Annotated in this window: 14 protein-coding genes; 6 read left to right on the forward strand and 8 right to left on the reverse strand. The window is 56.2% G+C overall.

Annotation, left to right across the window (positions count from 1 at the left end; genetic code table 11):
• Nucleotides 1–10: 10 nt before the first annotated feature.
• From RUM8411_RS18435 to iscR, 8 genes are all read right to left on the reverse strand, one after another.
• Nucleotides 11–577, reverse strand: coding sequence for a YIP1 family protein (locus RUM8411_RS18435; RefSeq protein WP_085824177.1), 567 nt, complete (start codon nt 575–577; stop codon nt 11–13).
• Entirely contained in the window at nt 574–1,059 is a 486-nt protein-coding gene (locus RUM8411_RS18440) for a YIP1 family protein (RefSeq protein ID WP_085824178.1), read from the reverse strand. Before RUM8411_RS18440 ends, RUM8411_RS18435 begins: the two co-directional genes overlap by 4 nt.
• Complete coding sequence (locus RUM8411_RS18445; protein ID WP_085824179.1) at nt 1,059–2,339, reverse strand: SufB/SufD family protein; 1,281 nt, start codon at nt 2,337–2,339, stop codon at nt 1,059–1,061. The genes RUM8411_RS18440 and RUM8411_RS18445 overlap by 1 nt, the downstream gene beginning before the upstream one ends.
• Nucleotides 2,339–3,094, reverse strand: coding sequence for a Fe-S cluster assembly ATPase SufC (gene sufC / locus RUM8411_RS18450; protein ID WP_085824180.1), 756 nt, complete (start codon nt 3,092–3,094; stop codon nt 2,339–2,341). Before sufC ends, RUM8411_RS18445 begins: the two co-directional genes overlap by 1 nt.
• A 110-nt stretch (nt 3,095–3,204) precedes the next feature.
• The gene (locus RUM8411_RS18455; protein ID WP_085824181.1) at nt 3,205–3,627 is read right to left on the reverse strand and encodes a hypothetical protein; all 423 of its coding nucleotides are present in this window, start codon (nt 3,625–3,627) and stop codon (nt 3,205–3,207) included.
• A 2-nt stretch (nt 3,628–3,629) separates the two neighbouring features.
• Entirely contained in the window at nt 3,630–5,153 is a 1,524-nt protein-coding gene (gene sufB / locus RUM8411_RS18460) for a Fe-S cluster assembly protein SufB (protein WP_085824182.1), read from the reverse strand.
• An 18-nt stretch (nt 5,154–5,171) separates the two neighbouring features.
• Complete coding sequence (locus RUM8411_RS18465; protein WP_085824183.1) at nt 5,172–6,215, reverse strand: cysteine desulfurase family protein; 1,044 nt, start codon at nt 6,213–6,215, stop codon at nt 5,172–5,174.
• 60 nt (nt 6,216–6,275) lie between these two features.
• Complete coding sequence (gene iscR / locus RUM8411_RS18470) at nt 6,276–6,734, reverse strand: Fe-S cluster assembly transcriptional regulator IscR (RefSeq protein ID WP_085824184.1); 459 nt, start codon at nt 6,732–6,734, stop codon at nt 6,276–6,278.
• 177 nt (nt 6,735–6,911) lie between these two features.
• On the opposite strand from iscR, the gene RUM8411_RS18475 reads away from it, so the two are divergent.
• The 6 genes from RUM8411_RS18475 to RUM8411_RS22885 form a co-directional block, all read left to right on the forward strand.
• Nucleotides 6,912–7,565 carry an alpha/beta hydrolase gene (locus RUM8411_RS18475; RefSeq protein WP_085824185.1) on the forward strand — a complete coding sequence of 218 codons (654 nt, stop codon included), beginning with the start codon at nt 6,912–6,914 and terminating at the stop codon, nt 7,563–7,565.
• A complete protein-coding gene (locus tag RUM8411_RS18480) occupies nt 7,565–7,810 on the forward strand; it encodes a hypothetical protein (protein WP_085824186.1) in 246 nt (81 codons plus the stop codon). The genes RUM8411_RS18475 and RUM8411_RS18480 overlap by 1 nt, the downstream gene beginning before the upstream one ends.
• Nucleotides 7,807–8,964 (forward strand): HD domain-containing protein, encoded by a 1,158-nt coding sequence (locus tag RUM8411_RS18485; protein WP_085824187.1) that lies wholly within the window; start codon nt 7,807–7,809, stop codon nt 8,962–8,964. Before RUM8411_RS18480 ends, RUM8411_RS18485 begins: the two co-directional genes overlap by 4 nt.
• A 395-nt stretch (nt 8,965–9,359) precedes the next feature.
• Nucleotides 9,360–9,695 (forward strand): DMT family transporter, encoded by a 336-nt coding sequence (locus RUM8411_RS18490; RefSeq protein WP_085824188.1) that lies wholly within the window; start codon nt 9,360–9,362, stop codon nt 9,693–9,695.
• Between the two features lie 76 nt (nt 9,696–9,771).
• Nucleotides 9,772–11,589, forward strand: coding sequence for a translational GTPase TypA (gene typA, locus RUM8411_RS18495; RefSeq protein WP_085824189.1), 1,818 nt, complete (start codon nt 9,772–9,774; stop codon nt 11,587–11,589).
• 300 nt (nt 11,590–11,889) lie between these two features.
• Nucleotides 11,890–12,493: hypothetical protein (locus RUM8411_RS22885; RefSeq protein ID WP_200818607.1), on the forward strand; the 604-nt coding region annotated here is incomplete at its 3' end.

Consider the following 12,493-nt stretch of genomic DNA (forward strand, 5'->3'; position numbering starts at 1 on the left):
TCTTCTTTCCCTATACGGGGCCTGCGGGCGACAACATGAGGACAAATAGCAAAGCGACAGTGCCAGAGAGCAAAATGACCCCAAACGATTTCCAAAGTGACCCGAATTTATGCGCTTCATTCAGGAAATGGAGCGTCACGTAAAGGCTCAGTACCGCTGTCGCCAACAGGAACATCAGCATCAGGAACGGAAGCTGGATTGTGACGATCAGGATCAGAAACTGTGCCGCAATCTGCAAATATTGCAGCCAGACGGTCAGGATCATGATGTCATCGAACGATCCCACGCCACCCAGAAGACGACCAAAAAAGAGGAAGGTCATAATGCTGAGGAAGATCGCCCCGGCCGAACGGATCAGAATCAGGTAAATCGGATCCGGTGGCGGCAGGGCTTGGCCCGCCGGGGTTGGAATGAAATTACCAAGCCCAACCTGAACCAGGCAATTGAGCACCACCGCCAGAAAGAATGCCAACCACAGAACTTCGCGTCCGGGTTTAATTGCCATCAGTTGCCGTGCGGCGTCCACGGGATTGGTCAGGGTCAGGACCGCCAAGTTTGCGAAGGCTACAAAATTCATTCCGCTTGCCTTTGTGCTTGCACCAAGCCCGCCAGCCAAAACCAGACGAAGATACCAAGCCAGACAATCCCAACCAGTGTCAACGCAGGACCTGGGCCCATGAACCCGGCAACCAGACCGTTCAACAATACCAAAGGCGTAGACGACAACAGCGCCCAGAACAAGGCGACACGAGCACCATAAGCAGAGCCCCGCCCCCCGACCAGACGGGCGGCGCCGAAAGAGACGAAAGCGAGTACGTAAAAGAACAACGGCAGGATGATGACCGACCCCAACAGAGCTCCGCCCATCAACATGTTCAGCTCTAGCCCTTCAAGATGAGCCCGGCGCGCAAGGCTTGGCAATTGCGCGATGAAAGCCACCACGCAAAAGCCCATGACAAAGACCAAAGCTCTGTCTTCGCGTCGTCCAAGGTCCAACAAACGCTGCACAACCCGGCCCGGCCCGCGATACGTGGCCACGATATCCGAAGTGACAGGCATCAGCTGTGTCGCGAAAGCCAGCCTTCCAGGCGGGCTACCATGGCTTCGGCCAATGCCGCATCCTCGATCTCGTCCACCGCTTCGGCAAGGAAGGCCAATGTCAGCAAGTTGGTGGCGTCCTTGGTCAGAATCCCACGCGACCGCAGGTAGAACAAGGCCGTTTCGTCGATCGCGCCCGAGGTCGACCCGTGCGAACAGATGACATCGTCGGCATAGATCTCAAGCTCTGGCTTGGCTAGGAACTGGCTATCCTCGTCCAGCAGCAGCGACTGGCTGATCTGATACCCGTCGGTTTTCTGCGCGCCTTCCTTGACAAGAATTTTGCCCTGAAACACGCCGGTAGCTCCGTTGCGCAGCACCTTTTTGAACACCTGGCGGCTTTCGCAATTCACCGCATCATGGGTGACAAAAACCGTGTCATCGTGGTGGAAATCACCGTCGCCGACGCAAGCACCTGCAACATGGGCAACTGCGTCATCACCGGTCAGCTCAACAACCTGTTCGTTGCGCGTCAGAACGCCGTTCACTGTCAGCGTAAAGGATTTGTAGACCGAGTCCTGACCCAAACGCGTGAACATATGTGTGGCCGCGCGTCGTTCATGATCCCTGCCCTGTGCACGTACATGATGCAGCACACCGCCATCAGCGATGTCGATCTCAATACATTTGTTAAAACGCGAGGCCGCCGGGCCGTTTTCCAGAATGGTCACCTCGGCGCCGCTTTCGACGCGAACAATGTGATGCAGCATGGCATCCGAGGACTCAGAACGGTGCTTGTAGATCAGGCTGATCGGCTTGGAGGGTTTTCCGGTGACATGGATCGCCACACCGTCGGCTGCAAACGCCGTATTCAGCGCCGCCAAAGGCCGCTGCACCGGGGTCTGTCCATGCGATTCCAGCACGCCGTACAGTTCCTTGGCCCAATGGATGTCCTTGCAGCAGATATCCTCGATCCGGTCGATACTGACCCCTTCCAGAACCAGATCATCCGAATGTTCGGGGCTGAACACGCCGTCCACGAAGACGATTTTCAGGCGATCAAACTCGTCAAACAGCATCGGCTCATCGGCATTAAAAAGCGCTGCGTGCGGGGCCTCGGGCGATACCAGCGTATCGGGGCGGGTATACTTCCAATACTCATCCCGCCGACTGGGCAAGCCCATTTCCAACACACGGGCCAGCGCGTCTTCGCGCGCGGCACGGGTGCACCCGGCGTCAGGCATGACCATATTGGCCAGTCGCGCCTCTGTTGCGGTTTGCTTCACTTCGGGCAGGGCCATCAGTTCACCTCGGCCAGAATGTCGGAATAGCCGTTGTTTTCGACTTCCAGCGCCAATTCGGGACCGCCGGTTTTAACGATTTTACCATCCGCCATGATATGAACAACATCCGGTTTGATATGGTCCAACAGGCGCTGATAATGGGTGATGACAAGGAAGCCACGGCCCGCATCGCGCAAAGCATTTACACCTTCGGCCACCAGTTTCATCGCGTCGACATCCAGACCCGAATCTGTTTCGTCCAGAATGCACATCTTAGGCTCTAACATAGCCATCTGCAGGATTTCGTTGCGTTTCTTCTCGCCGCCAGAAAAGCCTACGTTCACGGGGCGCTTTAGCATATCGGCGTCGATCTTCAGCGATTTTGCCTTTGCGCGGATTTCTTTCAGGAAGTCGGCAGCCGACATTTCCTCTTCGCCGCGTGCTTTTCGCTGCGCATTCACTGCGGTGCGCAGAAAGGTCATGTTGCCGACGCCCGGAATTTCCACCGGGTACTGGAACGCCAGGAAGATACCAGCAGCGGCTCGTTCTTCTGGTTCCATCTCAAGCAGGTCTTTATCGTTCAACTCGGCTGAACCGTCGGTTACTTCGTAACCATCACGGCCCGACAAGACATAGCTAAGCGTCGATTTGCCCGACCCGTTCGGCCCCATGATCGCATGCACTTTTCCGGCCTCAACTGTCAAATTGACGCCTTTGAGGATTTCCTTGTCTTCTTCCTCAAGTTTCACGTGCAGGTTCTTGATTTCCAGCATTTCTTACCCTTTTCTAAGGTGACCGGGCCCAGTGCGCCTCAGGTCTAAATCTCGATTGTTGTTGTCCGGGCATGTGGCATTCGTTCTGCCCGCGACCCATTCTTTCGTCATCACATTATCGCCGCTGTTCGCATCGCCAGAGAAGCGACCCCCATCCCGACAAAGAACATGGCGATCAGTACATTTCGCGCCCGCCCTTTTTTGAATCTCAGCAGTGCGTTCAATCCCCAGACGGCAAAGACCAGCAACGTCAGGGCTGAAACGCCAGCAGCAGCCAATACAGAGAGCACAAACCCCGGCATTTCATCGGCGTCCGTTTTCAGGTTCTCGTAGTTTGATGCTGTGAACGCCAAAATAGTGCTCACTACAAGGCCAAGGAGGCAGCACAGCAGTCCTCCGATGCTGCCCAAGACACGGCTGCCACCACTGCTGTTAAGCAGTGTGGGCTGCAGACTTTCGCCTCCAATCAATACTGCGGCACCTTGATTGGATTGAATGCGTTCAATCCTTTTCTGAAAATCGGACTGGCTCACGACTACCCCACAGAACCTTCGAGGCTGATCGCAACAAGCTGTTGAGCTTCCATCGCAAATTCCATCGGCAGCGCCTGCAGGACATCCTTGCAGAACCCGTTGACCACAAGGGCCACGGCTTCTTCTTCGTCCATGCCGCGCTGACGGCAATAGAACAGCTGATCGTCATCCACCTTGGATGTGGTCGCTTCGTGTTCCACCCGGCTCGAGTTGTTCTTGACCTCGATGTAAGGCACCGTGTGGGCACCGCACTTGTCACCGATCAGCAGGCTGTCACATTGGGTATAGTTGCGGCTGTCTTTGGCCTTGGGGTGCATCGAAACCAGTCCGCGATAGGTGTTCTGCGCCTTGCCAGCGCTGATGCCCTTGGACACAATGCGTGACTTGGTGTTCTTGCCCAGATGAACCATCTTGGTGCCGGTGTCGGCCTGCTGATAGTTGTTGGCAATCGCGATTGAGTAGAACTCACCCTGACTTTCGTTGCCGCGCAGGATGCACGACGGATATTTCCATGTCACGGCCGAACCGGTTTCAACCTGGGTCCACATCACCTTGGACCGATCACCCCGGCAATCGGCGCGTTTGGTCACAAAGTTATAGATACCGCCCTTGCCGTTCTCATCCCCGGGGTACCAGTTCTGAACGGTCGAGTATTTCACCTCAGCATCTTCTTCGATGATGATCTCAACAACAGCGGCATGCAGCTGCGCGGTATCGCGCTGTGGTGCAGTGCAGCCTTCTAAGTAGCTGACATAGCTGCCTTTATCAGCAATGATCAAGGTCCGCTCGAACTGACCGGTGTTTTCCGCATTGATGCGGAAGTAGGTGCTCAGTTCCATCGGGCACCGCACGCCTGGCGGGATGTAGACGAACGAGCCGTCCGAGAACACGGCCGAATTCAGCGTGGCGTAGAAGTTATCCGACACCGGAACCACCGTCCCGAGATATTTCTTGACCAGTTCCGGGTGTTCCCGGATCGCCTCAGAGATCGAGCAGAAGATAACACCCACCTGCTTCAATTCTTTCTGGAATGTTGTACCCACAGAAACCGAGTCAAACACTGCATCAACAGCGACCTTACGGCCTTCGGCCGGGGCATCCTCGGCCCCGTCGACGCCTGCCAGAATCATCTGTTCTTTCAGCGGGATACCCAATTTTTCGTAAGTCGCCAACAACTTGGGGTCGACGTCGTCTAGCGATTTGGGCTTTTCCTCCATCGACTTGGGACGGGCATAGTAATACTGGTCCTGAAAGTCGATCTTGGGATAGCTGACCATGGCCCAGTTCGGCTCATCCTTCTGGGTCCAGCGTTCGAACGCGGCAAGACGCCATTCGGTCATCCATTCCGGCTCTTCATTCTTTTCCGAGATCAGACGGACAATATCCGGGTTCACGCCTTTGGGGGCGTATTCCATCTCGATATCGGTTTCCCAGCCATATTTATAGGCTCCGCCGACTTCGCGCACCGCATCCACGGTTTCCTGATCGACACCCTCTTTTACCTGGGTCTGGTCCAAAGCGGCCATAAAACACCCTCCGTCAGATCACGCAGCACGCGCGCGATGCTTTTTCTCTTTTTCAAGCCACGTTTCGGCGAAACGCAGCACATCTTCTTCACTCGTCTGAGGGCCCAGCGAAACGCGGATTGCGCTTGCGGCCGTCCCCTCGTCATATCCCATTGCGGTTAAAACCGCGCTGGCCCGAACCTTGCCGCTGGAACAGGCTGAACCCGCGCTTACTGCAAAACCGGCCAGATCCATCTGCATCACCTGCGTCTCACCCTTCCAGCCGGGTGTTGCAAAGCACAAAGTGTTGGGCAGACGTTCGATATCTTTCCCGACAAAAATAGTAGATTTAGAACCAGCCTCAAGGGCCATTTCTAGAATATTTCTAAATTCTTTCACCTGCTCCCAAACACCATTGGCCAAATCCTTGGCAGCAGCTTCAGCTGCGGCCCCGAACCCCGAGATTCCAATGACATTTTCGGTTCCTGACCGACGACCCATTTCCTGGCCGCCGCCTTTGATCTGCGCTTGCAGATCAGTGCCGCGCTTTAACACCACCGCGCCAACGCCCTTGGGGCCGCCCAGCTTATGTGCCGAGACCAACGCCATCTGCGCACCCAGCCAGTTAAAAGCAACGGGCAATTTGCCAAAAGCCTGCGTGGCATCGGTCACGGCAAGGCCCGCAGGTAAACTCTGTACGACCCCGGTTTCGGAATTGGCCAGTTGCACAGTGGCATTTTCCGGGTCAGGCACGGTGACCACCCCAGACAAAGAAACTGCTAGATCTTCAACAATCCAAGACCTTACAGCGTCATGTTCTATTGCAGCGCCATGTATCTCTCGGCCCGCCAAGGCCAACGACGCCCCTTCGGTTGAACCTGAAGTAAACACGATATCCGCCCCCTCGGCCCCAAAGGCTGCCGCGATCTGCGCCCGTGCCCGTTCGACCAGAGCCTTGGCGGCGCGTCCTTCGGCATGCACTGACGACGGGTTGCCGCAGACATCCATTGCAGCGATCATTGCATCGCGGGCCTCGGGCCGCAGAGGCGTCGTTGCATTGTGATCCAAGTATACACGTTTCATGGATACATCTTTTCCCAGACCCGGAAACACCCGGCAGTCCTTAAATCCGATCGCATTGCCCTAATCATCCACAACAGCAAACAGGCTTGGCACTGCGGGGCACGGCGCAAGATCATTCTTGATCACATCCGACAACCGGGTCTGATGCAGGAAGACATAGACATTCGCGCTTAGGCTCTCCCACAAGCGATTGGTCAGCGACTGGGCCCGACTGCCCGAGGACGCGCCAGACGCGCCTGCGCCCTTTTGCAATGCGTCTACGGTTTCATCCACGGCGGCCAGAACTTCGACCACGCGAATTTCCGACGGTGGGCGCGCCAGACGGTACCCGCCACCCGGCCCGCGCACCGAAACCACAAGCTCTGCACGGCGGAGTTTCACAAAAAGCTGCTCAAGATACGGCAAGGAAACATCCTGACGCTCAGATATTTCGCTGAGGGTGACCAACGTTTCAGCCGGACGAAGAGCGATGTCGGCCAAAGCAACCATCGCATAACGACCTTTGGTCGACAGCTTCATTTTGTTTACCTCATGGCAGGTTCAGCGCGAAAACATTGACGCCGCCGTCGCCAGTGCGTATCTCCGACTGGCAGCGACTTGCGCATAGTATCACAATTAGAACCGTTCTAAGGTGCCTGACGAGAACCGTCAAGTATTTCGCGGCACCAAGAAGAAAAAGACAGGACCAAAGCACACATGCCCGAGGTGATTTTTCCCGGACCCGAAGGCCGCCTGGAAGGCCGTTACCACCCGCAAAAGGAAAAAGACGCACCGATCGCTATCGTGCTTCATCCACATCCTCAGTTCGGCGGGACCATGAACAACAAGGTGGTCTATAACCTGCACTACGCGTTCTACAACATGGGCTTTACCGTGTTGCGGTTCAACTTTCGCGGCGTCGGCCGCAGCCAGGGCGAATACGATCAAGGCGTGGGCGAGCTGAGCGATGCGGCGTCGGCGCTGGATTATCTGCAGTCGATGAACAACAACTCGAAACACTGCTGGGTGGCCGGGTTCTCGTTCGGGGCGTGGATCGGCATGCAGCTATTGATGCGCCGTCCGGAAATCACCGGGTTCATCAGTGTCTCGCCGCCGGCGAACATGTATGATTTCTCGTTCCTGGCACCCTGCCCGTCATCTGGCCTTATCATCAACGGCTCGTCCGACCGCGTGGCCCCGCCCGCAGACACCGTCTCGCTTGTGAATAAACTGCATGAGCAAAAGGGAATCACAATCACCCATAACGAAGTTGAAGGAGCCGATCACTTCTTCCAGGACCGCCATATGGATACGATGATCACCGATGTCAGCGACTATGTGAAACGCCGCCTGACCGAGACCACACGCTGATGTCCGATACCATCATCACCCTTGCGGCCAAACTGGCCGAGGACACGATGAAGGTGATGGATGAGACCGGGAATGACCGTTTTTTCGTTGAAGTGGGCGAGCTTTTGGGCGCGTCCTCTCAAACCTTGGAAGAAGCGTTCCTGACCGAAATCCGCGTGCGACTGGCCGAGCGCAAAGCCCGGCAATTCGTGGTGCGGAAACTGACCGAGCATCGAGCCAAGACGAAAGCGATCGAAAAACAATGACCGAAAGACTGTCCGCGCAGATTGAATTCCTGAAACGCGCGGACAGGCTCAAGTCAGTTGATCGCGCCAATTTCCTGCTGGACCAGTCCCGCCCTGAAAATGCCGCCGAACACAGCTGGCAGCTGGCTTTGTGGGCTCTGGTAATGGAACCCGTGGCGGATGAAGATGTCAGCATTAACCGGGTCATCCGGATGCTGTTGCTGCATGATTTGGTGGAAATCGTAGTCGGTGACCATCCCATTCACCTGCAGACAGACTGGCAGGCTCTGGAACAGGCCGAACAAGCCGCAGCAGCAGAGTTGTTCGGGCTGCTGCCCACGGATCAAGCCGCCAGTTTCCTGGCCTTGTGGCAAGAGTTTGAGGCCGACAGGACCCCGGACGCGAAATTCGCCAAGCACCTCGACCGGTGCCAACCGATGTTTCAGGTCTTGTGCTCGCCCGCGCCAAACCCTGAACACCTTGCAATCGTCCAGAACAATCTGAACAGCGGGCGTGCGGCCTATCTGAAAACGGCACTCCCGCAGGCTTATGACGCGGCGCATCGTCTGTTGATCGGCGAGGCCCCAGCACAGTCGGCATTCTCGTCCCGCCTGCCCTTTTTGGCGGAAACGGACCAGCTAAAGTCGGTCTACCGCGCCTCGCGCTTGTTGTCTGATCAGCGTTTCGAAAACTCGGCCGAGCATTCCTGGCACATTATGCTGTTTGCCTGGGTCCTGTGTGAATACGCCACGCCCGGTTTCTCTATCGACCGTGTCCTGAAAATGCTGTTGCTGCACGACATTGTAGAGATTGATGCCGGTGACCACCCGATCCACGGTCAGGTCGACCACGCGGCGCAAGAAGCTGAAGAACAGGCGGCGGCTAACAGGTTGTTCGGAATGTTGCCCACGGATCAGAGGGTCAGCTTTTTGGCCCTGTGGCAGGAGTTCGAAGCCGCCGACAGCCAGGATGCCCGCTTTGCCAAAGCAATCGACCGGATTCAGACGCCCATCGGCAACCTTGAAACCGGAGGTGGATCATGGGTGGATTATGACGTCACCTTCGCACAAATCGAAGAGCGCGTCGGCAATCCCATTCAACGGGGTGCACCCGATTTATGGGCTTGGCTGCGCCCTCAGCTTGTGGCGTACTTTACGGCTGAAATCCGCGTCTGACGCCCCGCAAAGAAAAAGAGGCACGAATGCCTCTTTTCCCGTTTTCGGCTGGCGCCTAAACCTGTGTACTATTCAACCGATCAACAATTTTGGCTGCATTTTTGTCGACGGACCCCCCGTCAGCAAGCCACCCAAGCGCCACAATAAGTGCCGAAACAAAGATGACGGATTTAGCAAATAACGTCATTGGAAATACTCACCAAACAAAAAATCATTAAAAACAATACACTGATAACACAAACACAGCTGAGAAAATAGTCAGGTTATCCTGACCTGACTGTTTGCCCCAGATTTCGGGTATCGCAATCGCTAACTCTTGAGATATCCAAAAATTCTCTTGCCGCAGAACTGCGTTTTGTGATCAACCAAACAAAACCCAGAACGAGATTTCTGACATGCCCAAAGCCTATCTGATTTTGTTGCTGGCGGTTGCCGCAGAGACCATCGGCACCACCGCGCTGCAGGCCAGTCAGCAGTTCAGTCGGTTCTGGCCCTCGGTTCTGGTTGTGATCAGTTACGGGATCGCTTTCTATCTGCTTGGCCTGACTTTGCGTTTCATGCCTGTTGGCATTGTCTACGCTATCTGGTCGGGCCTGGGCATCTTTCTGATAGCGATCATCGGGTATATCGCCTTTGGGCAGAAACTTGATTGGCCAGCGGTTCTTGGTCTTGCCATGATTTTGGGTGGAATCCTGATCATTCACCTGTTTTCCAAGACTGCCGGGCACTGATCGCCGGTTAGGGCTGGTATATTTTGCCGTGCCGCGTTATGCGCGCGGCAACTTCCCGTTCAAAGGCTGACCTCTCATGGACCTGCGCAATATCGCAATCATCGCTCACGTGGACCACGGCAAGACGACCCTGGTGGATGAGCTGCTCAAACAATCCGGCGCGTTCCGGGAAAACCAGGCCGTGGCAGAGCGCGCCATGGACAGCAACGATCTGGAGCGCGAGCGTGGGATCACCATCCTGGCCAAGGCCACATCGGTCGAGTGGAACGGCACGCGCGTCAACATCGTCGACACCCCTGGCCACGCCGATTTCGGCGGTGAGGTCGAACGTATCCTCAGTATGGTCGATGGCGTTGTCCTGCTGGTCGATGCCGCCGAAGGTCCGATGCCGCAGACCAAGTTTGTCACGTCCAAGGCGCTGGCGCTGGGCCTGCGTCCCATCGTGGTGCTGAACAAGGTCGACAAACCGGATGCTGAACCTGATCGCGCGCTGGACGAATGTTTCGACCTGTTCGCCAATCTGGGTGCTGATGACGACCAGCTGGATTTTCCGGCCATGTACGCATCGGGACGGTCCGGCTGGGCGGATATGGAACTGGACGGGCCGCGCAAGGACCTTTCTGCTCTGTTCGACTTGATCGTGGACCACGTCCCTGCCCCGCAGCAGATCGAACACAAGGACGAACCCTTTCGCATGCTGGCCACAACACTGGGCAGCGATCCGTTCATCGGGCGCATTCTGACCGGCCGTGTCGAAAGCGGCACGCTGAAGGCGGGTGACAACCTCAAGGCGCTCAGCCGGGATGGCACGTTGATCGAGAACTTTCGCGCGTCGAAAATTCTGGCGTTCCGCGGTCTGGCGCAACAGCCAATCGACGTGGCCGAGGCCGGCGATATCGTAACCATCGCCGGTATGAGCAAGGCCACTGTGGCCGACTCACTGGTGTCACCCCAGGTCGAAGAGGGCTTGCCCGCGCAACCCATCGATCCGCCAACCATCACGGTGACATTCGGCATCAATGATTCGCCACTGGCCGGGCGTGACGGCAAAAAGGTACAGTCCCGTGTCATTCGCGACCGCCTGATGAAAGAGGCTGAATCTAACGTCGCCATTCGCATCACTGACACCCCCGGCGGCGAAGCCTTTGAGGTTGCCGGTCGTGGTGAACTGCAGATGGGTGTTCTGATCGAAAACATGCGCCGCGAAGGGTTCGAACTCAGCATCTCGCGCCCACAGGTTCTGTTCCGCGAAGAAGACGGACAACGCCTTGAACCGATTGAAGAAGTCACCATCGATGTGGATGACGAATACTCAGGCTCGGTCATCGAAAAGATCACGGGTGCACGCAAGGGCGAACTGGCTGAGATGCGCCCCGCCGGGGTCGGCAAGACCCGGATCATCGCCCATGTCCCCTCGCGTGGGTTGATCGGTTATCACGGCGAATTCCTGACAGACACACGCGGAACCGGTGTCCTGAACCGCGTGTTCCACGGCTGGGCGGCGCACAAAGGACCGATCCCCGGACGTCGCGCCGGGGTTCTGATTTCGATGGAAAACGGTCAGGCTGTCGCCTATGCGCTATGGAACCTGGAAGAGCGTGGCCGCATGTTTGTTTCACCTCAAACAGACGTCTATCAAGGCATGGTGATCGGAGAGCATTCTCGTGACAACGATCTTGAGGTTAACCCTCTGAAAGGTAAAAAACTTACCAACGTTCGGGCCAGCGGATCCGATGATGCAGTTCGGCTGACACCCCATATCCAGTTCTCGTTGGAAGAGGCGATTGCCTATATTGACGATGATGAGCTGGTCGAGGTCACTCCGAACGCGGTTCGTCTACGCAAACGCTTTCTTGATCCTCACGAACGTAAACGTATGGCGAAATCTGCTTAGTTCTGACAGTGATATAGTTCACACTTTGGAAACAATGACGCATTCGTGACATATTTGCTTCCGGATTGAGTGTTTCGGAGTTCTTGGGGCCCGCCATTTTGGCGGGCTTTCTCTTTGTTTTTTATCCGTTTTCTTTCGCCAAAGGATATTCCAAATATTAATTTTGGGTGAACGCCTCTTGAAAATGTGACGCAAAGCAGGTGTAATTATGGTTGAAGTGTGGCACAATTATAGTACCTAAAACGTGTGGCACGACAAGTTTGTGCAAGTGTTAGTAACGAGTATTGAAGGAGTGGCGCCATGCGCGTGAAATCCCGTTTATTATCTATAGTATTTTTATCTGCAACCTTTCCCCTGATCTCCGCCAGCGCGGCTCATGCGGAAAGATGTAACATCAAAACAGCCAAGCAATCTGTTTCAACTGAAACCCTGTGTGATTGCACAGTCGTTGACACACGCATGTTGCGTTACATTCAACGCCGCGCTGATTTCGATGACATTCTGGCCCGGACGCTCGACAGCTGCCCTGCTTTCGCGGCCGTTCTGACCGACCTTCCAACTGCAACGACGGCGACCAATGACCGCGACGGTGATTCCAACGACGGCGGCCTGAGTGGCAGCAGTGGCAACAACGGCGGCGGCGGCAATAACGGCGGTGGCGGTAATAATGGCGGCGGCGGCAATAATGGCGGCGGCGGCAATAACGGCGGCGGCGGCAATAACGGCGGCGGCGGCAATAACGGCGGCGGCGGCAATAACGGCGGCGGCGGCAATAACGGCGGCGGCGGCAATAACGGCGGCGGCGGCAATAACGGCGGCGGCGGCAATAACGGCGGCGGCGGCAATAACGGCGGCGGCGGCAATAACGGCGGCGGCGGCAATAACGGCGGCGGCGGCAATAACG

This window comes from Ruegeria meonggei, assembly GCF_900172215.1.
Taxonomy (GTDB): Bacteria; Pseudomonadota; Alphaproteobacteria; order Rhodobacterales; family Rhodobacteraceae; genus Ruegeria; species Ruegeria meonggei.